The sequence below is a fragment of the Shewanella sp. genome, from assembly GCF_013214165.1.
Lineage (GTDB): Bacteria > Pseudomonadota > Gammaproteobacteria > Enterobacterales > Shewanellaceae > Shewanella.
In genome coordinates this window covers 110,754-134,464 of record NZ_JABSSM010000020.1, presented here as the reverse complement: position 1 = coordinate 134,464, position 23,711 = coordinate 110,754, and the positions used below count along the sequence as shown (strand labels likewise).

The 23,711-nt window shown below is 44.8% G+C and carries 17 protein-coding genes and 1 tRNA gene; 6 read left to right on the top strand and 12 right to left on the bottom strand.

Going from position 1 to position 23,711, the window contains the following annotated elements:
* Window positions 1–443: 443 nt before the first annotated feature.
* On the bottom strand, window positions 444–977 hold the full coding sequence (locus HRU42_RS07465) for a hypothetical protein (protein WP_295029935.1): 534 nt from the start codon (window positions 975–977) through the stop codon (window positions 444–446).
* Window positions 978–1,165: 188 nt separating this feature from the next.
* Between HRU42_RS07465 and HRU42_RS07460 the strand changes: the two genes are divergently transcribed.
* The 3 genes from HRU42_RS07460 to HRU42_RS07450 are packed head-to-tail and all read left to right on the top strand — an operon-like array spanning window position 1,166 to window position 3,908.
* Window positions 1,166–1,549, top strand: coding sequence for a hypothetical protein (locus tag HRU42_RS07460; RefSeq protein WP_295029933.1), 384 nt, complete (start codon window positions 1,166–1,168; stop codon window positions 1,547–1,549).
* 10 nt (window positions 1,550–1,559) lie between these two features.
* Entirely contained in the window at window positions 1,560–2,240 is a 681-nt protein-coding gene (locus HRU42_RS07455) for a TIR domain-containing protein (RefSeq protein WP_295029932.1), read from the top strand.
* Window positions 2,241–2,249: 9 nt separating this feature from the next.
* Complete coding sequence (locus HRU42_RS07450; protein ID WP_295029931.1) at window positions 2,250–3,908, top strand: hypothetical protein; 1,659 nt, start codon at window positions 2,250–2,252, stop codon at window positions 3,906–3,908.
* A gap of 243 nt (window positions 3,909–4,151) precedes the next feature.
* On the opposite strand, the gene HRU42_RS07445 is transcribed toward HRU42_RS07450, so the two are convergent.
* The 3 genes from HRU42_RS07445 to HRU42_RS07435 all read right to left on the bottom strand — a co-directional run bounded on the left by HRU42_RS07445 (window position 4,152) and on the right by HRU42_RS07435 (window position 9,078).
* Entirely contained in the window at window positions 4,152–5,921 is a 1,770-nt protein-coding gene (locus HRU42_RS07445) for a DUF885 domain-containing protein (RefSeq protein ID WP_295029930.1), read from the bottom strand.
* Between the two features lie 162 nt (window positions 5,922–6,083).
* Window positions 6,084–8,048 carry an ATP-dependent DNA helicase RecQ gene (locus HRU42_RS07440; RefSeq protein WP_295029928.1) on the bottom strand — a complete coding sequence of 655 codons (1,965 nt, stop codon included), beginning with the start codon at window positions 8,046–8,048 and terminating at the stop codon, window positions 6,084–6,086.
* A gap of 178 nt (window positions 8,049–8,226) precedes the next feature.
* The gene (locus tag HRU42_RS07435; RefSeq protein ID WP_295029926.1) at window positions 8,227–9,078 is read right to left on the bottom strand and encodes an endonuclease/exonuclease/phosphatase family protein; all 852 of its coding nucleotides are present in this window, start codon (window positions 9,076–9,078) and stop codon (window positions 8,227–8,229) included.
* Window positions 9,079–9,315: 237 nt separating this feature from the next.
* On the opposite strand from HRU42_RS07435, the gene cls reads away from it, so the two are divergent.
* Both cls and HRU42_RS07425 read left to right on the top strand, forming a co-directional pair.
* Window positions 9,316–10,773, top strand: coding sequence for a cardiolipin synthase (gene cls, locus HRU42_RS07430; protein ID WP_295029925.1), 1,458 nt, complete (start codon window positions 9,316–9,318; stop codon window positions 10,771–10,773).
* Between the two features lie 239 nt (window positions 10,774–11,012).
* Window positions 11,013–11,103, top strand: a tRNA-Ser gene (locus tag HRU42_RS07425).
* A gap of 507 nt (window positions 11,104–11,610) precedes the next feature.
* Here the strand turns inward: HRU42_RS07425 and HRU42_RS07420 are convergent.
* The 7 genes from HRU42_RS07420 to astE form a co-directional block, all read right to left on the bottom strand.
* The gene (locus HRU42_RS07420; RefSeq protein WP_295029923.1) at window positions 11,611–12,420 is read right to left on the bottom strand and encodes a RecX family transcriptional regulator; all 810 of its coding nucleotides are present in this window, start codon (window positions 12,418–12,420) and stop codon (window positions 11,611–11,613) included.
* Between the two features lie 217 nt (window positions 12,421–12,637).
* Window positions 12,638–14,632, bottom strand: coding sequence for a nitrate- and nitrite sensing domain-containing protein (locus HRU42_RS07415; protein ID WP_295029922.1), 1,995 nt, complete (start codon window positions 14,630–14,632; stop codon window positions 12,638–12,640).
* Window positions 14,633–14,810: 178 nt separating this feature from the next.
* Window positions 14,811–15,878, bottom strand: a complete 1,068-nt coding sequence (nadA, locus tag HRU42_RS07410; protein ID WP_295029921.1) for a quinolinate synthase NadA — start codon at window positions 15,876–15,878, stop codon at window positions 14,811–14,813.
* Between the two features lie 133 nt (window positions 15,879–16,011).
* The gene (locus tag HRU42_RS07405; protein WP_295029920.1) at window positions 16,012–17,619 is read right to left on the bottom strand and encodes a dihydrolipoyllysine-residue acetyltransferase; all 1,608 of its coding nucleotides are present in this window, start codon (window positions 17,617–17,619) and stop codon (window positions 16,012–16,014) included.
* 9 nt (window positions 17,620–17,628) lie between these two features.
* Window positions 17,629–18,606, bottom strand: a complete 978-nt coding sequence (locus tag HRU42_RS07400; protein WP_295029919.1) for a transketolase C-terminal domain-containing protein — start codon at window positions 18,604–18,606, stop codon at window positions 17,629–17,631.
* Window positions 18,607–18,609: 3 nt separating this feature from the next.
* On the bottom strand, window positions 18,610–19,788 hold the full coding sequence (locus HRU42_RS07395) for a thiamine pyrophosphate-dependent dehydrogenase E1 component subunit alpha (protein WP_295029918.1): 1,179 nt from the start codon (window positions 19,786–19,788) through the stop codon (window positions 18,610–18,612).
* Window positions 19,789–19,985: 197 nt separating this feature from the next.
* On the bottom strand, window positions 19,986–21,020 hold the full coding sequence (astE, locus tag HRU42_RS07390) for a succinylglutamate desuccinylase (protein WP_295029917.1): 1,035 nt from the start codon (window positions 21,018–21,020) through the stop codon (window positions 19,986–19,988).
* A gap of 334 nt (window positions 21,021–21,354) precedes the next feature.
* Between astE and msrA the strand changes: the two genes are divergently transcribed.
* Window positions 21,355–21,834: a peptide-methionine (S)-S-oxide reductase MsrA gene (msrA, locus tag HRU42_RS07385; RefSeq protein ID WP_295029915.1), complete on the top strand. Its 480-nt coding sequence runs from the start codon at window positions 21,355–21,357 to the stop codon at window positions 21,832–21,834.
* Window positions 21,835–21,883: 49 nt separating this feature from the next.
* On the opposite strand, the gene pgm is transcribed toward msrA, so the two are convergent.
* Window positions 21,884–23,548, bottom strand: coding sequence for a phosphoglucomutase (alpha-D-glucose-1,6-bisphosphate-dependent) (gene pgm / locus HRU42_RS07380; protein WP_295029913.1), 1,665 nt, complete (start codon window positions 23,546–23,548; stop codon window positions 21,884–21,886).
* Between the last annotated feature and the right edge of the window lie 163 nt (window positions 23,549–23,711).

Genomic DNA, 23,711 nt, shown 5'->3' with positions numbered 1-23,711 from the left:
AACGGCTTAACGCCGTTCGATTACATCGAACATTGCTTAGAGCAATTATCACACCCAAACTGCGTTCTCAATAGCCTATTACCCTGGTGCGTTAATCTAAGCAAGGCGTAGTTCGCCGGACGCTTACAGAAGTGCTTTTCTTCTGAGTGATAATACGTTGATTTCTGATTGTTGCTTTAGCAACGAGCAGTACAATAAGATCTTGAAGTAATTGATCAATGACAAGCAAATGAGTTCTGAGATCTAGAACAGAAAACAGAAGTAAGATCCTGAGTTGTTTGAGCAAGTCAAACAAGCAGTTCAATGTCTGTGTTGAGACAAGCCCAACACAAACATTTCCTGCAATACATTCCTTCTATTCATTGTTGAAAAGCGAAGACATAAGACAATGGAAGGACATACATCTAGATCGTAGTTAAAGACCTAGCACCTATTTAAAGGTATTAAGGAGTAATCGTACCTATTTGAAAAGCTGGTGTATTTGCTTCAGTATGTACCCAAATTTCTATAGCAGCTAGATTTTCAACATCTCTAGAAACATTATGGATGCGCTCTAATAGCACTCCAACATCAATCCCAACGCCATAAATTAAATAAATAGCTCTCTCATAACCAACTACATTTCTAAACAGACTCAAACTTTCTAAGTCCTTTTTTAAACCTTTAGGATTTAACCTTTTAGACTTGACCTCAATGATTGTGTCATTTCTCGACATATGACCAGGCCGATGTACTAAAAAATCAGGTTTAACATGATCTGCACCAAGCTCAGCTAAAATTTGATGACCAGCTTTATCAACCTCACCGTTCAACACTAAATCTGTATCTTCAGGCCATTGAACTCTCATCTGATGGTATAGCTCATAGCAATACACCCTTTCCCTATATATAGGGCTACCACCATCTATCTTGAGCATGAAATACTCTTCAGTTACTTCAGCAGTAGCGTGTTGTAGAATCTCTGTGAGTTCTTGCATTTCATTACCATATCAATGTTGAATACTATGTATTCTACAGTTCTATCCTGATCTAAACAGTACTGATAATCCATTTTATGATGTCGAACATAAGTTGATTTAAGTTAATGAAGATAAGGGATTTTACTGTTAATCTGTTTGCACAATAAATCTGCTGAGAGAAAAGGATGTCAACGCAAGATTGTAAGATGAAACATCTAGAATTCATCCAACAAGTCATCACCAGAATGAACTCAAATTCATTCCTTATCAAAGGTTGGTCAGTCACACTAGTTTCAGCATTGTTTGCATTAGCTGCTAGTGGAACAAATCACAAATTCGTATTGATTTCCTACATTGTTGTACCACTTTTTTGGATACTAGATTCTTTCTATCTATCGCAAGAAAAGCAGTACAGACACCTTTATGATGAAGTTCGAGCCAAAGCTGTAGCTGACATCAATTTCTCAATGAATGCTTCAAGCTACAACAAAGACAGCTCAACATGGACTGCTGTCATGACTTCTAAAACCATAGTTGTTTTTTATGGCGTTTTAATACTTACCGTTTCTATAGTTATGTATTTTTTATAGGGGGAAGATGATGGGACGTAAAATTTTTATTTCTTATAAGTTTACTGATCAAAAGGTTCTGAGTCTTGCACCGACAAGCTGGTTAATCCCTGAGACTACAGCTAGAGATTACGTTACACGGCTACAAACCTTAATTTCTGATGACCATATAGACAAAGCAGAGAAAGATGATGAGTCAATGGCAAGTTTTACCGACAGCACTATAGAAGGTAAGTTAAAGCTGAGAATCCATGATAGTTCGGTGACTATTGTTTTAATCTCAAAAGGCATGAAAGAGCCTTACGCCACAGAAAGAGATCAGTGGATACCTTGGGAGATATCCTACTCTCTTAAGAAAATCACAGTGCTAGGTAAAACTAGTCAAACAAACGCTGTGTTGGCAGTTGTGATACCTGATGAATATGGATCATATGGCTACTATTTTGAACAAGACCCCTGCCCTCACTGTAATGTCGAAATAACAAGAACAGATAGACTGTTTAGCATTCTAAGTAACAACATGTTCAATATTAAACAACCGACATATGGTAATTGTAGTAATCACACCCCTAATACAATTTTCTATGGTGAGCATAGCTACATTAAGTCTGTAAAGTGGGATGATTTTGTATCAAACCATAATCATTATTTGGAAGTTGCAATAGGAATTCGAGATAGCATCGACTCTTATAATGTATGTAAGGTAATTTAAGGAACTGTTTTGCTCAAATTAAATCGCAATCACACCATAAAGATATCTGTAAAAGATGACCGCATTAAGCACGACAGTACCCTAACAGGTGAACTAAAATTAAGTGAAGGCAAGTATCCCAACTTTGATGCTATCTCTATCCCTTATGATCATGCAGGTTGGAATCAACTACCAAGTAAAGTCGATAGCATTAAATGCCTTACTGAGAACGGTCAACAACTGACATTAATAGAGTGTATTTGTGAGGTAGGCGAAGTTGCGCCAAGGTATGTAAAATCGGGTTGGGACGATGAGATAATTCATACAGTAAGCTTCAGTCTAGCTGGCTTGTCTAAGTGGTTTTTACAACGTAAAGCTGATTTAGAAAAAGCTAAAAATACCACTGACAGTAAAGCCACCTTGTTCTCATTTGATCTTGTATTTAAACACAATGAATACATAGTAAGTTGTTTTGTCGATAAGTCTATTTCAAACGATAAAGAGACTGATGTTGAAAGCGTATTCATTGAATTTAAAGCAAATAAATCACTTTCACTTAACGAAGTTGAATGGTTAGTAATAGATAGTAAGCATCTGTTCTCAATAATATTAGGTAGGCCGTTAGTCACTGAGCAGGTTAAAGTTAATGGAAGAGAGTTCTACTTTTCTAGCCCTAAAATTAGAGAAATTGAGGTAACAACGTCTAGAGATGAGTTATCCAATGCTTCTCTACTGTTGCATAATGAGCTGTGGGAGAAAATCTTTACTTCATGCTTTGTAGATAAACGACATGAATTCAAAAATATTTGGTTAAAAATCCCGCTTTATATGTCGTATGATCATATCTCAGATCTTGAAGTGATGAGCTTTGTGAGCATCCTTGAGGCAAAATCTACCATATTCGCTAACGAATCTGAAAAAAGCTTGCCAAAAGAAGAACGTAAAAAACTTCTAAATGACTTAAAACTTGTAGTGGCTGGTTTCAAAGAAAAAAATACGAGTGAAGAAAATAGCAAGATATACGATACTATTTCCGACTCTTTTGGTTTTACGGTTAAAAGCACAAGTATTCATACATTTAAAGATAAAATAAAACATCTGATAGATAGCCTTCATGAAGACATTAAGAGTATTTTCAACCTTTCAACACAAGAGATTAATCAGCTAGTCGAAATCAGAAATGCGTCAGCACACGGTCGTTTTGCAAAGTACAAAGACAACATTAACTCCTATCAACTAGAGAATAAACTCAAATTGTTTTTACTTTACTTAGCTCATCGTGACTTAGGTATCAGTGATCAACATTTCTGTAAGCAATTAAATTATTCTCTTAACAGAATAAAGTTAAATGCAGGTCTAAACAGAATGTTAGTAGATAAACTCTCTGGTGACGTTCAATTTCTAGACGTATCGAAGGCTGACTGGGATCTAATCAATAATAGCAACCTCAACACGTTTGCTTTATTGCATAGAGGTGACTCTTATGAATATCTAAGTGAAATCAGCGAGATCATCAGCAAGGATTGGCCATCTCAAACCAAACACCGTCAGCTGGATGCTTTTGTAAAAGAGTTATACGCCCCTTATGGAGACGCTGAAGTAAGATACGTAGGTGGTTTATATGTTCAATATGAAAGTAGTACTAAACGTTTGTTCCAAGCCTGCTTTGTGAAGCCCCTAGCTCTCTAACGACAAGTTAAATAACCTATAGAAGCTTAGAGCCTAATGGTTAGTTCTCAACTTCTATCGCCACAATACTTTGTACGGTGGTATCGTCTTTAGTTATATAATTTGGCAGTTTTTACAGGAAAACGAGCCAAGGAAAATATGGCTAAGCATTTGATTATAACAAGAGAAACGTAATTAAAAAAGACCAGCTAATACTGGTCTCTTTAATCTACAAAACTGCCATCAATACAGCTAATGGATCAGCTAGTTCATCATCAATTTACGTATGTACTTAACTGGCGCACTGCCGTAACTTAGAAATTGCTCGTGGAAGCCTTTAAGGTCAAATTGCTCACCCTGAGACATTTTAAGCTCTTCCCTAAAATCATAGATCTCACGGTAGCCTGAATAATAGCTGGTCAGCTGTACTTGACTCAGGGTCGCCCTCCTCCACTTACCTTCGGCTTCCGCCGTCTGCTGGAAGGCTTCTTGGGTCATCAAGTTAAGCGCCTCTTGTTCAGTCATGCCCTGTACCTGAATGCCGTAGTCGAGAATCGTGTTAGCTATGACTCGTAGATTCCACTTGTAGTACATCAACCAGAGCTCTGGCTCAAAATCACCATAACCCTCTTCGAGCATCATACGTTCGGTATAGACTGCCCAACCTTCGACCATGGCGCCATTACCAAACAAGCTCTTTATCATGCTCGGCGACTCATTTGAATAGACCAGCTGAGTGTAGTGACCCGGTATGGCTTCGTGAATATTGAGCACCTGCAAGATCCAGTGATTGTATTCACGCAGATAGCTTTCTGCCGATTCATCACTCATGCCATCGAGTGGCGTCACGTTGTAATAGGTATTACTCGATTTCTCATAGGGACCAGGCGCACTGATTGACGCCCCGGCAAAACCACGCATATAGGCTGGCGTCTCACGCACAACCAGAGGTTTATTCGGATCTAAGGTGATCAGGTTTTTCTGTTGCACAAATGCGATAAGTTCGGGGATTTGCGCGCGAACTTCATCGACAAACGCATCGCGTTTTACATGCTTAGATGACAATTTATCGATCAACTGCTTGGTGGCGGTGTTTTTATCTGCCGGCATGTCGGTGTCGAAATACCTAGACCAGAGCTTAGACGTGATCTTTGCCATCTCGTCTTGTACCCGCACCTTGTCGGCACTGGCCTTGTCAAATAAGGCTTTGCCGCTCATTCCGGCCTGAATATCGAAGGCAAACTTCTCTTCATAGAGGGTTTCACCAATCCTGAAACTGCGCCCGCCATCGCGAGTTAATTGTGTTTCTAAGCCATCGAGCCACTCAATGTGCTCATTGATAGCATTCGTTGATGCGTTAAAGCGAGTCTCGAACAAGGCTTTTTCATCTGCTGTTAACCCAGACTCTTTCGCCTGATTCAGTAGCTCATCGGAAAAAACTGAGAAGGCGCCCTTATTTTGCATTATTGCTAGTTGAGTATGCTCAAGGGTTGGCGATTCAATATTATCTTGGGCCGCTTGATAATAGGCTGGCACATTTTCCATTCGAGCCAGCACAGAGCGTAGACGGGTATCTAAGGGAGCAAAATCTTCGTTGATCAATTGTGCGAAGCCGCCGGCAACATTGTATGCAGAGGGGTCCCACTGCCAGGACTTAAACTGCTCTATCTCCCAGATGTCTCTTCTTAGCAAGTTTTCAATCAATCGATAATCGATCAACTCATTAGCCGACAGCTTGTCTAGATCGAACGAGGCGAGCTTGCTCAACTCTTGCTTATTAAAGGCTAAAGACAATGCACGATTCTTGGCATTGGGTACCTTGAGCACCCCATCATATTGGTGAAAACCACTGTAAAGCGCCCAAGTCGGTGACTCTTTCCATAAATCGTCGATAAACTGGCTGGAAAATGTTGCAAAATTCTGTTGCTGACTGGCCTGTGTCTCAGGCGTTGCTGTGGGGTTTTCCTGTGTTTGGCAACCGCCTAATCCGGCGAAAGATAAGGCTATGGCTAGCGATAGTGTGGCTTTTTTCATTGTTATTCCCAATATATTTTGGTTATTATTTTTGTGGGAGAACTCCCACCTTGACACTAGAAATGCACCAAACAGTAGAACACGTATGATGAGAAATATCAGCATCGGGCATTGAATTGTCATCCAGGTTTACAATTTCAACGCCTGACGCCGTGTTGATTGCTAGATCAAGTTAGACTCGACCCAGAGTTTAACTGCGCCGAAGGGATATTTTTCCAAACAGGCATGGCCTGTACAGGCCCTCATCTTGAGACGGGTGAATATGGGCGTCGTCAAGCCACACAGGAAGCGTGACAAGAGTACCGGGCTACACGCCTTATCCAGTTTATTGATGCCAGCTTGGGTAAGCCCATTAAAATCAAGTTCAGCTAGGGGGGTAAGATAGGGTTGCGGCGGTAATACGGCCAGCTGGCCCTGACAAACACTGCAAGTGCCGCACGCAGCCGTCATTTTCCTATCGGCAAAATAGTGAGCCAGTTGTTGGCTGAGGCATAAATTGGAGGTAAAGAAGGACACCAGATGGTTAATTCTCTCTATCTCACTGTGCTCTTTTTGGCTGAAGCGCTCAAACAGAGAAGACTGCAGAGATTGTACAGAGAAATTAGGGTCTAGAATGTCATAGACCTGGGTCATCTGCTTACTCTGAAGCTCGATCATGCCTTTTTCATCTAGGTAATTAATGGCCTTGAGTACACGCTGGCGATCGCTGGCATAATCTTGCTGTAGCCTATCGAAGTTGATGCTAAACCAGATCTTAGCTTTATCTGAACTGTTAAAAATGGCTTGAACAAAATCACGCCTCTCGCCGTTAAAACCGGCCAAGATCTCGGCTTCGCCCTTGAGTAATTTATATTTATACTCGGCAAAATAGCTGTAGGTGGGCTTGATCACATTAAACAGCTCGAGATATACCAGTAAGGTCTTTAGGGACAAGGGGCGGATATTTGATTGCCCTGACAGGCTATTGAGCACCACTTCCCACTCCCGGCCCTTGTGGCCACTCTGGCTATGCGATGCCTTAAGGATTTCATCGAGTACGATAGCGATGGCCGAAGATTCAGGTGTATCACCGTAGACGAAGTTTTCCAGTGTGCTTAAGTTATCGCCATTGGCTAACACCAGGCAGTCAGAATCACCACCATCACGGCCTGCACGGCCAATCTCCTGCGCATAATTTTCAATGGATTTTGGCAGATCATAATGCACCACGTAGCGAATATCGCTCTTATCTATCCCCATGCCAAAAGCAATCGTCGCCACAATGAGCTGCTGCCGGCCTGACATAAAATCATCTTGAATTTTTGAGCGGACATCTGAGTTCATGCCGGCATGATAGGCTATTGCCGGGATATTTCTGCGACTTAGCTGCTCGGCCACCTGCTCGGCAGTCTTTTGTAAGGTGACGTAGATGATGCCTGACAGCCCTTGTCTAGGCTGTAACCAGTGACACAAGGTATCGAGTTTATCTGCGGTTTTAACGCCCTGTACGGCTAAATGAAGATTCGCACGATAGAAACCGGTCAAGCTAATATTTTCTTTAGCTATGCCGAACTTATCCCCCATATCCTCAATCACCTTAGGGGTAGCTGTGGCAGTCAAGAGTAAGGTTTGTGGGATATTGAGTTCTTGACGATAGCGGGGTAATTTAAGGTAATCGGGGCGGAAATTATGCCCCCACTCTGAGATACAGTGCGCCTCATCGACCACCAATAAAGACAAGGGGATCTCTGAGATAAACTGTCTGAACCTTTCATTGTTGAGGCGCTCGACGGAGATCATCAATATTTTAATCTGACCACTTCGGATCCCCCTCATGATTTCATTGGCTTGCTCCCGACTCTGAGTGGAATCTATGCTTGCTGCACTGATCCCCTTCAGCTTAAGAAATGCCAGCTGATCTTGCATCAATGCCAATAATGGTGACACCACTAATGTCAGGTGCGGCAAGGCGATGGCGGGAAGTTGGTAGCAGATAGACTTGCCGGAACCTGTCGGGAAAATAGCGGCGGCGCTCTGCCCGTTTAGAATCGCATTGATGACGTCCTGTTGACCGGGCCTAAACGCCTCAAAGCCAAAATAGGATTGTAACAAGTGATGAGACTGGGAGGTGATAGCATTTGAAGACATGTGATGCGCCTAAATAGAGAGAGAAAACGGGCTCGTAACGCCCTAGTGTACAAGCTTAGCCATGAAAAATGGCTCCAATTGCGGATTTTTCTAAAAACCAGCAAGATGAATCTCAATTAATGATCAAAATCATATGCACTGTCATTCTTGCTCGGTTATCAGCGCATCTATTTTGACATCACCTGAGCCTAAAATGAGCCGTAATGGGGTTATGATCTGAACTGTCAGTGGCTAAAGACTCGGCCTCTTGGAAGATTAACCCACGGTAATAAAGGTGATCTAAGGGCAAGCCAAATACCCGTTGGCGTTCATCGACGCGATAACTGATTTCAGACAAGTTAAATCGCTTAGCGAAATCGCTGACAAAATTAAGCCTCTGTGTACGCCAGGTATTAAAGTCACCCGCTAAGATGATAGGACCATGATGCTTTTCGAGTGCCTGTGCTAGCGCCTCAAATTGCCTGGAATAATGGCTGAGAGTCCATTCAAAGTTAATTCCATGTAGATTCACTACCAAGAGTTCTTCGCCGCTGGACAGTGGATAATAGGCGACGATGCCAGATTTTTCGAAGCGGATTAATGGCTCAGCGGCCGTAAATGCGCAAGCGGATTTTACCTCAGTATGAGACAGGTTCATCACGCCATATGAGGTATCTAACAGCGTAAATGCCTTCGCCATCGATGCCTTCAATTGAGCGTGTCGAATATACTGTCTGAGTTCTGGGCTCAGGCTTGCCTCTTGCAGTAACACCAGCTGACTCGCCTGGGTCAAATCCGCCAGTTGCTTATCCCAGCCTTGCCTGTTCTGCTTGTATATATTCCATGTAGAAACACTCAATGAACCTTGGTTATCTAGGTATGAACTTATAGAGTCGACGCCTTGGACACAGCGACTATCGAAGGCTGGCATACCGAGATTGGTCAACATTTTTGGCTCATTCGTGGGTAACAAGGCTACAAATAGCATAATTGAAATAAAAATAACCGAAATAAAGATGAAAATGGAACGAGTCAGATTAGCGATTTTCATGCTAGTGAAATAAATAAAGATACGTCTGCAATTTATACCACAAGTCTTCCTTGCTAAACATCATAAGAGACCCAAATTTCCGCACGGATAAATAATTTGGCGCGCTCTGTGCACGTACATCAAAGATCTATCATCCATTAAAAAGACTGATCTTTAAGGCGAATTAATGCAATATATTCTCAACTATTCCCTTTGAAAATGATTGAAGGGGAATTATTTTCAAAGGCAAACGACACCATGGATCATGTGTACCAATTCCTCACCCTATTGAGCCTGCTTGCTTACTGGGTAATTATCGCGGCGATCACGGCTAGGATCGTGATAAAACGCCGTTCCATCGGTGTATCTTTTGCCTGGATGATGGTCATTTATGTCATTCCTGTGGTTGGGATCCTCGCCTACCTACTTTTTGGTGAGCAAAATATCGGTCGAACCCGGGCTATCAGGGCGCAAAACATGTATCGGCCCTACGCCGAATGGTTTTCCCACCTATTTGAACTTAGACAATATCAAGCCGGTACCCTGAGTCACCATGCGCAATCAATCGGCCGCTTATGTGAACATCGACTCGGGATCCCGCCCCTCTCCGGCAATGACTTACAACTATTATCATCTCCCGAGCAGATATTGACCTCGATGATTGAGGATATAGATAACGCCAAGCACTCGATCCATCTGGAGTTCTATATCTGGCACCCCGGCGGCATGGCAGACTCAGTAGCCCAGGCCTTGATGCACGCGGCTCAAAGAGGCATAACAGTGAGACTCTTGCTCGACGCGGCAGGTAGCCATCAATTTTTTCGAAGTGAATGGCCGGGTAAAATGCAATCTGCCGGTATCACACTAGCCAGAGCACTTAAAGTCAATCCGCTCAGGCTCTTGTTTCGTAGAATGGATCTTAGAATGCACAGGAAAATCGTGATCATAGACAATAGTATTGGCTACACGGGCTCGATGAATTTAGTGGACCCCAGTTGTTTTAAGGCCAACTCAGGTGTCGGCGAGTGGATAGATGTGATGATCCGCATCACAGGTCCCTGCGTGCCGCTATTGGACGCCATCCAATCTTGGGACTGGGAAGTGGAAACCGATCAGCGTTTTTTACCAGAGAAACCCATTTGTAAGCCCCATCATTCCCAGGAGCAGCCTGACACAATTCAGGTCATCCCCTCGGGGCCGGGTATGCCAGAAGAGATCATCCATGAAGTCCTGTTGCAGAGCCTTTATCAGGCTCGACATAAGATAGTCATCACCACTCCCTATTTCGTGCCCAGTGAAAACTTACAGTTAGCGTTAATAGCCGCGGCCCACAGGGGCATTTGTGTCAATATCATCATCCCCAACAAGAATGACTCAATCATGGTGGAATGGGCCAGCCGCTCCTTCTTCAGCGAGCTTTTACAGGCTGGGGTCAAGATCCACAGATTTAACGGGGGACTGCTACACACTAAATCAGTGGTGATAGATGAGACCTTCAGCTTAATCGGCACCGTTAATCTCGATATGCGCAGCCTATGGTTAAACTTCGAGTTAACCTTGGCCGTCGACGATCTTAGCTTTACTCAGGAGTTAACTAAGTTACAACAGGAGTATATTGGTAATTCCAGCTTAGTCGATGACGCACTCTGGCAGAAAAGACCGGTTCATAAACGCGTGGCTGAACAATTTTTCTATATGTTCAGCCCACTGCTGTAACGGCTAGCTCGATAACCACATGCATCGCCTATTGCTGAGTGCTAGCTCATCAAACTTGCACATTTGCGAGCAGATTGCTTAGCAAATGTGCAAACGATTGAAAGTACACTTTTATCCCTTGACCATTAAACCTGTATTGCGTAAAGTACGGCTCCGTTAAAGGAGAAAGCAATTAAGCCAGCTTGATAGAACTTTTAACGATATTGGTGGCGTTAAACACATTAAACATAACGAAAATTGGTGAGTTGGCTGAGTGGCTGAAGGCGCACGCCTGGAAAGTGTGTATGGGTTTATAGCCCATCTAGGGTTCGAACCCCTAACTCACCGCCATATTCTGTAAAAAGCCTACTAGCAATAGTAGGCTTTTTTCGTTTAAAAGATGATTGATGTGAGTCATGGGTTTATAGCGTATCAATATAGGGTTCGAACCCCTAACTCACCGCCATATTCTGTAAAAAGCCTACTAGCAATAGTAGGCTTTTTTCGTTTAAAAGATGATTGATGTGAGTCATGGGTTTATAGCGCATCAATCTAGGCTTCGAACCCCTAACTCACCGCCATATTCGATAATAAAACAGCAGCCCATGGCTTGCTGCTTTTATTTGCTCACTATAAAGGAAGTCTTCACTCCTGGTTCACTTCAACCCCTTCCCAATCCTAGCATCCATCGACAGTGTCGATATCGTTGCGCAGAACTATATACTGGTGATTATACCATCCTCCAAGAGTGGCTAAGCATAGTGATAGCGAAAGCCGCGTATGGGGGACAGCAATATTATGCAGCATAGCCACTAAATGACAGTCGAACAGAACATGCTCTTAGACATTGAACTGACCCTAGTCATTGTCCGGATCCATCGCCTCTTTTATTTCATCACTGCCAAACCCTTTGCGGGATAAATACGCATAGGCTTTCGACTTTTCTTTATAGTCCGATAAGTTATAACGCTTTTTAGCCAGCTGATTTCTACAGCTTTGATAAAAATCGACATCCTCTGTTAGCGTTAATTGGTACAAGGTCTCTTCAAAATCACTCACATCAATCAATCGCTGTTTTAGCTCCTGCAGGATCAGGGTTTCGCCTTTACCTTTATTATAAAGTTTGATTATTTCAGTGGCTAAGTCGGCTTTGTCTGCTTTGACGGCTAATTTACTGCGCAGTGTGTCACGCTGTGGATGTTGTGATAACGCGTGATCAATTTCTACACGAGAAAAACCTTTTGTGGTCATCTGGGCATAGACTTTTTCTCTGTTGGTGCCACAAAAGTTAACAAATCTGCTTAGCAATCTAGATGTCGCCATCTTAAAGGCATCGACGCCTTTCTCGTCCATCACTTGCTCTATCGCAGTATCTATCTCTGTAACGGAGACACCACGCCGTTGTAACTTACGCCTTATGGCGCCGGCACCGAGTTCATTACTAAAGGCCACCTCGCAATAGCGTACTGCAAAGTCATAGTCATTTTTTAAGTAACCATTCTCTATGAGTTTAGCGAGCACTGTCTCAATCCATTCTTGATTTTCAGTTTTACGCTCGAGCTTGGTACGAATTTCATTAATGGTAAAGTCTTGCTGACCAAGGTGCCAATAGGCACTATTAAAAACGTTATCTATGGTTTTGGCTTGACGTAGTGGTGGGCGCTGCATAACAAATTGATCTTAAATTGAAAAGTAACCTAAAGCAGTGTAGCAGTTTCCTGGGTTATTGAGTACGCGCTTGCCCGTTTTAAGGATTTCAGCTATAAATTTAAATAGGTATTCAGGCAGAAAAAAAGCCTACGAATAGGCTTTTATCTCTGGTAAATATACTGCTGTCGGCTGCAAGCTATAATCAAAAACCTAATTTAACTTAACTTAACTTAACTTAACTTAACTTAAACTTACTGACTTCCTGCGCCATCTTGTTAGCATCATCGAGTAATGTTTCATTGAGCTGACTGAGTTCATCGGCGACAGCTTGGGTATTTCGATAGGTGTCGCTTATCTTGAGGGCATTACGGTTAACCTCTTCTGCTACCGTTGACTGCTCGTGAGTCGCCGCCGCTATCTGCTCGTTCATGCTGTCGATGACTCCGACTTCAGTGACGATGCGATCTAACTCTTCACCTGCCTTACGTGATTCCGTGACACTGAGCTCGGCTTGAGCCTTGCCCTTATCCATGGCATTGACCGCGAGTTTAGCGCCCGACTCGAGACGTTCTGTCATGGTACGGATATCTTCGGTGGACGCTTGAGCACGTTGTGCCAGGCTTCTGACCTCATCGGCGACGACGGCAAATCCGCGGCCCATCTCACCGGCTCTGGCGGCTTCGATAGCAGCGTTAAGTGCGAGTAAGTTGGTTTGCTCAGCAATACTACTTATGACCCCTAACACACCGACTATTGATTGAATGTCATTGTCTAGATCATGAATAGCATTCGACGCTGCATCGATTTCAGTGGCAAGTAACTTGATGCTAGTGCCTGTCTTGCTGACTTCCAATCGTCCCTCTTTGGCATCTATGTTTGCGGCGGCAGACGCTTCCGATGCACTCACTGCATTCTGGGCTATCTCTTGTACCGTGGCACTCATTTCTGTCATTGCCGAGGCCACCTGCTCAGACTCGCTATGGCCAATGGCAACGTCTCGCTGCATCGAGGTGGCACACGTGTCCATCTTCTGGGATGCCGTTAACAGGCTCGCGGTATTGTCTCTGACTCTTAAGATGACATGCTCGAAATCCATCATCATCTGGTTAAATGCCTTGCCCAGTTGACCCAGCTCATCACTGGTGTCGGCCTTTACGCGCAGACTGAGATCGAAACTGGTTTGGGCTTGAGTGACGATGGTGTGCATGTTACGCAAATTATTATGCATATACTTGCCCAGCATGATAGATATACCGCACACTATAACGCCCGAAACTAACATCAGAGTGATGATGCTATACATGAGGGCGTTAGATGCAGATAATTGCTTTTGAGTTTGAATCATTAAGCCCTTAGCCAGAGACTGCTCAAACTGACTGAGCAGTTCGATACGCGCCGTAGCTTGAGTAAACCATTGCTCCTTGCTTTGTGCAGCAATGGCCGCTAAATCACGGCTTAACGCGACTTGTCTCAGTGAATTAACATCACTGACGGCCTTGGAACCTTGCAGGCGTCGAAAATCTTGATTTATTCTATCATCTGCTAATGCCAAGAAACGTTCTTGATAGCTGTTTTGTTCAGAGATCAAGGTGATAAATTTAATGAAACTCTTTGAAGAGACCTCCTCTTTACCAAACATGGAGCTAAGCACGGCACGCTCGAGTCCGGCACGCTCCTTCATCTGCAAATAAGCACTAAAAGATGCTGCCTGAATCGCGATGGCCTGATTTCCTCCCTCATGGGCTGTCTGATCAACTATGCTGAGTAAGGCCATATTGAGTCTGGTGTAGAACTGCACTCCTTCAGAAACCGAAATCGATAGGTTATTAATCCGACTCCTCATCTCATCCAAACCTGCTAGGGCTCTATTCACACTGGTTAATTGACGGCCGAAGCTATCGGGTAAGCGATTATTGGCAATAAAAGATTGATAGCTGCGGATCTGTTTGTCGGTAGATTGTCTCTGCTTTGGCAATTTAGCCACAAAGGCCTGGCCGCTTGAACTCAGAAATCCGGCACTCATGCCACGCTCTTTTTGTAATTCATGCACTAAGGAGCTATTCACATTGGCCAGCACGCTAAGAACCTGCACCTTAGAGAGGCTTTGGCTTAGGTGAAATTGGTTATAGGCGATGAATGAACCGAAAAAAATACACCCTAGGATGGGAGGCAAGATAACAATGAGTAGTTTATTTTTTATGGTCAGATTTTCAATCCATCGGATATTCACAAATGATCTCCTTGATCAACAATTTGGCAAATGTGGCTAGAGTTTAGTGCAAATGCCCCTGCAAGACTAAAAAAACACCACAAAAAAGCCCTCTAATTGAGGGCATCTTAATATAGATCAAATTTAAATGCTATTTGTATGAAATATATCTGCTTTTCCATTGGTGTAACAAGACGTATCAGGCGTTCCCTTTCACTTTCATGTTTAATTCGGCAGCAAAATTAAGCATTCTGTCTAAGGGAATTAACGCGCCTTGACGTAACTCATCATCGACAAATATCTCATGTTGACTGGTTTCAGTTGCCGTCAATGACGCTTCAATTGCCTGTAAGCCATTCATGGCCATCCAAGGACAATGGGCGCAGCTCTTACAGGTCGCACCATTGCCACCCGTCGGCGCTTCGATCAGCATTTTATCCGGAGCCGCCTGTTGCATCTTATAGAAGATGCCTCTATCGGTAGCCACGATGAATTTATCGTTATCCATCTGCTGCGCAGCCTTAATGAGCTGACTGGTCGAGCCTACAGCATCGGCCAAATCGACGACACTCGCCGGTGATTCGGGGTGGACCAAGATGGCAGCCGTTGGATGCAGCAGTTTGAGCTCCCGCAGCGCCTTGGCCTTGAACTCATCATGAACGATACAGTCACCTTGCCACATCAACATCTCAGCGCCTGTCTGCTTGGCAATGTAGCCACCCAGATGACGATCCGGCCCCCAGATTATTTTCTTGCCTTGGCTGTCGAGGTGCTCGACGATTTCCAGGGCAATACTCGAGGTGACGACCCAATCGGCACGGGCTTTAACCGCGGCCGATGTATTGGCATAAACCACCACAGTGTGGTCCGGGTGAGCATCACAAAACTTGCTGAAGGCATCGATAGGACAACCAATATCCAGCGAGCAGGTGGCATCTAAGGTCGGCATGAGTACCGTCTTTTCCGGACTGAGTATTTTAGAGGTCTCCCCCATAAATTTAACCCCAGCGACGATCAGGGTCTTAGCCGGATGGTCGCGACCAAATCTGGCCATCTCCAATGAATCTGATACGCAGCCACCGGTTTCTTCAGCCAAGGCCTGGATCTCGGGATCGGTATAGTAATGAGCCACGAGCACGGCATCTTTTTCGATTAATAACTGCTTGATGCGCGACTTGTAGCGCGCCTTTTCGAGTTCGGTTAATGGAAGTGGCTTAGGTGGAAAAATATATTGAATATCTTCAATTTGTGGGGCTGACTGACTCATCTTAAAACCAAGGAGAAATTCTTATTAGCGGGATTATACGTAAATATGATTGAAAAATTAACTAAAAATAAGCTATATGCCATAAAAAAGAGCGCAAATGCGCTCTTCTGATTGTCAAGATGCCGATTATGAGCTACTGCATAGCCAATAGCATCTCTTGTGGGTGCTCCAGATACAATTTCCACAGGTTACAGAATTTGGCTATGGTGCCGCCATCTATGACTCTATGATCGCCAGACCAGCTGATCTGCATGATTTTACGCGCTTCGACTTCACCAGCGGCGTTGAACCTCGGTAATACCTGCATCTTACCCAAGGCGACAATGGCGACTTCAGGCTTATTGATGATAGGTGTTGCCACCGTGCCACCCAGGGCGCCTATATTGGAAATTGACACTGTGCCCTGTTTGAGATCGCCAGGGCTAACACGACCACTACGGGCCGCCTTAGTCAGACGAGTGATCTCCGAGGCAATCTCTAATATCGACTTATCCTGCACATCTTTGACATTAGGCACCAGTAGGCCCACTTTAGAGTCCACCGCCATGCCTATGTTGTGACGACTGAAATAGGTCAACTCGGTACAATCGGCATTCACTTTACTGTTAATCACCGGGAACTGTTTAATTGCCAGTGACAGTGACTTCATGAAAAATGGCATCATGGTGAGTTTTAGCTCATCGTTTGAATACTTCTCCTTCATACTCTCACGTAGCTTAACCAACTCAGTTAAGTCTATCTCTTCACAGTAGGTGAAATGAGGAATGGTCGATACTGACTCCATCATCATCTTGGCCATCACAGCCTGAACGCCGCGAATAGGCTCTACCCTATTCTCACTATGGGCCGATACCTGAGTCGTGCTAACGACTGTGGAGCTGGATTTATCAACCGACGCTAGCGACTCAACTTGAGTTGAAGGTAACTGGCTACCAGAGTGATGACGCTCAATATCTTCTTTATATACTCGGCCATTTTTACCTGAGCCACTCACGGTGGATATATCAATATCTAAGCTTCTCGCCATGCGCCGAACAGCAGGACTCGCGAGTGCCTTGCCTTGAGGGACTGGCTCGCTATTGATTTGAGTCTGAGGTTCAGCAGCATCTGTGACTGTCGCTACAGGTCTAGGGGCCATGACCTCTTCGGACTCAACCTCTACCGCAAACAAGGGTTGATGAACCTTTGCGAGTTGGCCTTTACGATAATGAAGTTTAACGATTTTCCCCGCTTTAATTGCCGGAATTTGTACCAGAGCCTTGTCTGTCATCACATCGGCAATAGGCTGATCTTCTGCCACTATCTCGCCTTCGCTGACTAGCCATTCCACCAGTTCACACTCGACAATTCCTTCACCAATGTCTGGCAGTAGGAATTCTTCTATGTGTACCTGGCCAGTAACTTGAACTGGCTCTGGCAGTGAAATATCTTCATCAAAGTGATGAGAATCTTGCTTGTCTGATGACTTGCCTGTCTCGTCACTCACATCACCTTGCTCTGCGGCGCTGATTTCGACTGAATAAAGCGGCGCATGCACCTTGGCAATCTCACCTTTAGCGTAGTAAAGTTTTTTGATGACACCGCCATGAGGAGCCGGAATTTGCACCAGAGCCTTATCAGTCATGACATCGGCAATCGGCTGATCTTCGGTGACAATATCACCTTCACTCACCAGCCATTCGACCAATTCACACTCAACAACCCCTTCTCCGATATCGGGAAGAATAAATTCTTTAATCATGCCAGGCTCCTAAAAGTTGACCGTTGCTTTAATCGCTTCGAATGTCTTAAGCGCGTCAGGCATATACTCTTTTTCGTGGATCAAAGGATAAGGCGTATCCAGACCACAGACTCGTGCTATGGGTGATTCGAGGTGTAGGAAACACTCCTCTTGTATCGTTGCCGCGATCTCACCGGCGAATCCGCCTGTCAGTGGCGCCTCATGGTTAATCAATAAACGCCCCGTCTTCTTGACCGAAGTCGCAAGGGTGTCAACATCCCATGGAGCTAAAGTCCTCAGATCGATGATCTCACATGAGATGCCCTTCTTAGCCGCCATGTCGGCAGCATGTTCGATGATCTCCACCTGAGCGCCCCAAGCGAGTAAGGTGATATCTTTACCTTGTCTAACGACTTCCGCCTTGCCGAGTTCGATCTCATAGTCTTCATCGGGTACTTCGGCAATATTGGCGCGATAAAGACGCTTAGGCTCGAAGAAAATCACCGGGTTCGGGTCGCGAATCGACGCCAATAGCAGGCCTTTTGCCTGATAAGCATTACGAGGCACCACCACCTTGAGACCCGCAGTCTGAGTAAAATAGGCTTCCGGTGATTGCGAATGATAATGACCGCCGGCAATGCCGCCGCCATAAGGTGTCCTGAAGGTCACACCACCGACATTGAACTCGTTGCCACTTCGATATCTGAACTTAGCGGTTTCGTTGACAATCTGATCGATGGCGGGAAAGATGTAATCGGCAAACTGGATCTCGGCAATGGCGACCATGCCGTTGGAAGCTAAACCATTGGCGAAGCCGGCGATGCCTTGCTCGGTCAGAGGCGTGTTGAAACAACGATCGCGGCCAAACTTCTCTTGCAGACCAGAAGTGGCCCTGAAAACACCGCCAAAATGACCGACATCTTCACCGAACAGAATCGCGTTTTCATCGGACTCTAGAGCAATGGATAGCGCATCATTGATGGCTTGTAACATATTAATCTCAGCCACGACTTAGAGTCTCCCTTTACTGTTTGGATAGGAATCTGGGTATTTCTTAAGATGTTTCTTAAGATCGGTTAACTGCTGCTTAAGACGAGGGGTGGGTATGTCGTAGACGTCTTCGATGATGGTATCTAGCATAGACATAGGTAGCTTCTCGGCTATTTTAAGCTCTGCAAGGATCTCTTTACGATATTTATCATACATTTCAGTATCTTGTTTCTCGGTTAACCAACCCTTGTTGATCATCCATAATTTAAATCGCTTAACGGGATCATGCTGTTGCCACTTGGCCTCTTCATCTTTAGAACGATAACCCGATGGGTCGTCAGACGATGAATGTGCGCCCAATCGATACGTCATGGCTTCGATTAACACCGGAGAATGGTTTTCTACCGCATAAGCGCGAGCCTGCTGAGTCGCGGCAAGTACCGCCAGCATATCGTTACCGTCCACGCGTATCGTGTGTATGCCGTAACCGGGACCACGGCTGGCAATGCCATTACCACAGAACTGTTCACTGGTCGGCGTCGAGATGGCGTAACCATTATTTCGACAGAAGAAGATGGTGGGCGATTTGAGTACCGCAGCCATGTTTAGGCCGGCATGGAAATCGCCTTCCGACGCTGCGCCTTCACCAAAATAACAGATGGCGATATTACGCTTACCTTGCATCTTGAAGCTATACCCCACACCGGTTGCCTGAGGGATCTGGGTGGCTAACGGAGAAGAGATGGTTTGATAATTGAGCTCGGCACTGCCGTAATGAATTGGCATCTGCCTGCCCTTACCGAGATCTTTTTCATTACTGAACAATTGATTCATAAATTGTTCTGTGGTGAAACCACGATAACGAATAGCCGCATGCTCACGATATTGAGCCAAGATCACATCACCATCATCTAAAGAAGCCGTGCTGCCTATGATAGAGGCCTCTTCACCGGTACATGTCATATAGAAGCTGATGCGGCCTTGCCTCTGTGCACCCAACATACGTTCATCTAACACGCGAGTGAAGACACAGGTATCGTAGATTCGATGAGCCAATGCTTCATCAATTGCAGGCAATACGGCGTTGTCATAAACGGTACCGTCGGCTTGCAATACTTTAAGAATAGGGATGTTAACTGAGTCCCTGTCGAGAAAACTGACTCTATGGACAGTCTCGTTATCGCTTGTTGCGTTGCTCATACTATATCTCTTATCAGCTGAGTGATTTGTTATGAGTTGACCCGCTCTTATCGAGCGGATCAGCAATTCTTGTATTGCGCGGGAAAGACATTACGTTAACGTAAACGTGCAATCAACCATTCTACCGGCCTGACTAACAACTAACGGTCACTCGTGGCGTATGTTTAGCTTTACATGCAATGGAGATCACTGCTGCACTAGGCAATGTCATCTGTGCTGGCAGGCTTTAAGCATAAAACGGTTCTCTGACCGACGGGGACCTTGGCATTAGGAAACACGATGGCTTCGACTTCGTGCTCAACCTTGATATCCATGCCCCCTTCTTTGGCTAAGATGTAACCCTTAGGGAATGAAGTAAAGTTTTCGACATCGTTGGCAAAGGTAAATTCAAAATCATCACAACCTTTATTGATCGCGCGGCAGACCTGATAAAGATTAACTTTATTCACATCGAATTCTTCGAGTGCTAGGTCCTGATTGGTGATCAAGCGATTCAACATCTCTCTTAGGGCGATAAAACGCGTCATGTCATTCTGGCCGAAGGGCAAGACTTTACCCAACTCTATGGTGAATGCATCGGCCTCATAATGTGTAGATGAAAAATAGCTAAACGTCGTGGTCGGCTCATGATGGAACAAGACAGTATCTATGCCACAAGCTTCGAGATACATGATCTGCTCGGCGCTATATTTGCGACCGGGACGATAGGGATAAATGGCGAATTTTTCATGTTTTGAGCCACGAATAGCCGTGTGCAGATCGTAGTGAATTCTTTGCTCTGTTGCACTAGATGCCAAGAAGAACTTATCGACATAAAATTCGAGTTTTTTCGCCCTAATACGCTCAGAATTGGTCAAACCTTCACCCGCAGAGTGGGCACCATTGAATAAACGGTTGAGGTTTTCTTCGATGAAGCGGGTGCCATTGATGATTGCCGGCGGATTACCAAACAGAAATAGGACTCTGTGATTGGTGCGTATTTTTTGTTGCAAAAGGTCCTTGATCAAATCATTACAGAGCTCAATCGGGGCCGTTTCGTTACCGTGTACCGCACAAGAGAGAACGATATCCTTTCCCTGAGCCTGCTTAGGCTCAAATACGATAACCCCGGTATCCCACACTTCTACTCGAGTGTGTTCGCCGATGGAAAAAGTACCGCCTTCATCCAGGTGATGTGGGTTATCTAATGTAAATTTTAAAAAGTCTTGTGACTCAATCAGCGCCTCTAGCACAAAATTCTCCTTGATTGTTCTCAGCAGTAAATTGCGCCTCAATATGACGCAATTTTATGCAAGATCCTTTAATTTTATTTCGAAAAATCTATTGCTTAGAATAATAACACTTAACCTTCACGCCAGCTATTTATCGGACATCAAATAATATTCTATTTCTCTTGTTGCAAAAGATATCCATAAAGTACAGAATGAAGACATCTAGCCATCCAGACGTTCGCTGTTTTGTTCTGGTTAAATAAATGTGTTGTGTGAATCTCTGCTAGTCAACGGCTCTACATTAGCGTTACACACGCAAAAGATGGTTAATCTAATTTACGTTCAAGAGGCATGTATGGCAGTAGCGACATTTGGTGCAGGTTGTTTTTGGGGGGTGGAGTTTTTTTTCAACCAGATTGCAGGCGTTGAGCTAACAACTAGTGGTTATATGGGTGGCGATAACGCGGCCAACAGCTATAACCAAGTTAAGACTGGTCAAACGGGTCACGCCGAAGTCGTTCAAGTGGAATACGATGCAAGCTTAGTCTCTTATCAGGACTTGCTCGAGGTGTTTTGGCAAAATCACAACCCGACCACGATCAACCAACAAGGGGCTGATGTCGGCTCTCAATATCGCAGCGCTATTTTTTTCCACGACAATGGACAAAAAACGATGGCAGAGCAATCGAAACGGGCCCTGATCAGCAGTGGTAAATGGGGTGAAAGACAGATAGTCACAGAGATAGCGCCAGCACTGGAATTTAATCGCGCCGAAGAATACCACCAGGACTATCTGGAGAAGAATAATCTCCCCAGCTGTCATATCTCATTCTAGTTCCTAGCACTCAAGCGTACAGCCTAGGAACTAGAAGCTTCTATTAGCCTTAATCTAAGAGTGCATCGATCATGGCTTGTGCCTCTATGATGACTTGCTCCAGATGGGCTTGGCTAATAAAGCTTTCGCCATAGATCTTAAACAGGGCTTCGGTGCCCGATGGACGAGCCGCGAACCAGGCATTCTCGGTGATGACCTTGATGCCGCCTATGTCGGCATGATTGCCAGGTGCCTTGGTCAACACAGTTAATATCGACTCTCCGGCCAATGTCTGGGTGCCTAAAGTCTGGGTATTAACGTCATTTTTCAGAACCTGGGCAAACTTGGCCTTCTTTTCGGCTTGTACCGGACTGTCGACTCTCTTATAAAAACTCTCTCCGTGTAGCGCCACTAATTGCTGATATCTTTGTGCGGGGGTCTGACCCGTTACCGCGAGAATTTCAGCCGCCAGCAATGCGAGAATAAAGCCGTCTTTATCGGTACACCAGGTGCTGCCATCACGTCTCAAGAATGCCGCGCCGGCACTCTCCTCTCCGCCGAAGGCAAAACTTGCATCGGCGAGACCATCGACGAACCATTTAAAGCCTACGGGCACCTCACACAGTGGCTTGTCGTGCTGGGCGCAGACTTTATCTATCATGGCGCTTGAGACTAAGGTTTTACCTATGATCAATGCATCAGACCATTGCGGTCTATGAGTCACCAGATAATCGATGGCTACCGCCAGGAAGTGATTGGGATTCATCAAACCCGAGCCTGGACACACGATGCCGTGTCGGTCGTAGTCTGGGTCATTGCCAACACAGAGATCGAAATTATCTTGCTGCTTTAACAAGCCCGCCATCGCATAGGGTGAAGAGCAATCCATGCGTATTTTGCCATCTTTATCCAAGGGCATGAAACTGAAGCTGGGATCGATACGAGGATTTACTAGGCTTATGTCTAACTTGTAGCGCTCAGCAATTTTTGCCCAATAGTGAATGCCTGAGCCCCCCAGTGGATCGACGCCGATGCGTATGCCCGCATCTGAAATAGCCTTCATATCGATAACAGCGCCTAAATCATCTACATATGGCGCGATTAGGTCTTCAGATATCACTAACGGTGACGCTATGGCCACCGCATACTCGAGACGTTTGACCCCCTCGAGTTCCTCTCCAAGATACTGATTGGCTTTTTGCTCGATCCATTGAGTGATCTCGCCTTGTGCCGGACCGCCATGTGGTGGGTTATACTTGATGCCACCATCTTGTGGAGGATTATGGGAAGGTGTAACAATAAGACCGTCGGCTAATCCAGACTTACGTGCATCAAGCTGTTTATTCGCTTGAATGATCGAGTGGGAAACCACAGGTGTCGGCGTGAAGCCATCATCTTGATGAATGATGACGCTGACTCCATTCGCCACTAAGACCTCAATCGCACTGATAAATGCGGCTTGTGACAAGGCATGGGTGTCGATACCCAGATACAAGGGGCCTGTGATTCCGGCTCCATGACGGTAGTCGACAACGGCTTGGGTGATGGCCAATATATGCGCTTGATTGAAACTGGCCTTCAGCGAGCTGCCACGATGGCCTGATGTGCCGAAGCAGACTTTCTGCTCATCCAATTTAATATCTGGCTTGATGCAAAAATAGTGACTCATTAACTTAGGAATATTCACTAAGTCCTCTTGCTGTGCAACTTGCCCTGCTCGCTCATGAATGCTCAATCTTATGTCCTTATTACGCTGATTTAATACTGAGTAAAAAAAAAGCTGAATTCATACTCGGATGATTCAGCTTATTACGAGCCTATTACATTTATACGATAGGCTATAGATTATTTGTAATCGCCTCAATTTATACTTCAACCGTGCCATACTGCTGCAGGAC

What these genes read in the sequence shown, in the direction of transcription:
- cls (WP_295029925.1), top strand. Translation starts at nt 9,316, where the DNA reads ATGGATCATGTGTACCAATTCCTCACCCTATTGAGCCTGCTTGCTTAC.
- HRU42_RS07435 (WP_295029926.1), bottom strand. Translation starts at nt 9,078, where the DNA reads ATGAAAATCGCTAATCTGACTCGTTCCATTTTCATCTTTATTTCGGTT.
- HRU42_RS07460 (WP_295029933.1), top strand. Translation starts at nt 1,166, where the DNA reads ATGAAACATCTAGAATTCATCCAACAAGTCATCACCAGAATGAACTCA.
- HRU42_RS07455 (WP_295029932.1), top strand. Translation starts at nt 1,560, where the DNA reads ATGGGACGTAAAATTTTTATTTCTTATAAGTTTACTGATCAAAAGGTT.
- nadA (WP_295029921.1), bottom strand. Translation starts at nt 15,878, where the DNA reads ATGAGTCAGTCAGCCCCACAAATTGAAGATATTCAATATATTTTTCCA.
- msrA (WP_295029915.1), top strand. Translation starts at nt 21,355, where the DNA reads ATGGCAGTAGCGACATTTGGTGCAGGTTGTTTTTGGGGGGTGGAGTTT.
- HRU42_RS07445 (WP_295029930.1), bottom strand. Translation starts at nt 5,921, where the DNA reads ATGAAAAAAGCCACACTATCGCTAGCCATAGCCTTATCTTTCGCCGGA.
- HRU42_RS07405 (WP_295029920.1), bottom strand. Translation starts at nt 17,619, where the DNA reads ATGATTAAAGAATTTATTCTTCCCGATATCGGAGAAGGGGTTGTTGAG.
- HRU42_RS07465 (WP_295029935.1), bottom strand. Translation starts at nt 977, where the DNA reads ATGCAAGAACTCACAGAGATTCTACAACACGCTACTGCTGAAGTAACT.
- HRU42_RS07395 (WP_295029918.1), bottom strand. Translation starts at nt 19,788, where the DNA reads ATGAGCAACGCAACAAGCGATAACGAGACTGTCCATAGAGTCAGTTTT.
- HRU42_RS07420 (WP_295029923.1), bottom strand. Translation starts at nt 12,420, where the DNA reads ATGCAGCGCCCACCACTACGTCAAGCCAAAACCATAGATAACGTTTTT.
- HRU42_RS07440 (WP_295029928.1), bottom strand. Translation starts at nt 8,048, where the DNA reads ATGTCTTCAAATGCTATCACCTCCCAGTCTCATCACTTGTTACAATCC.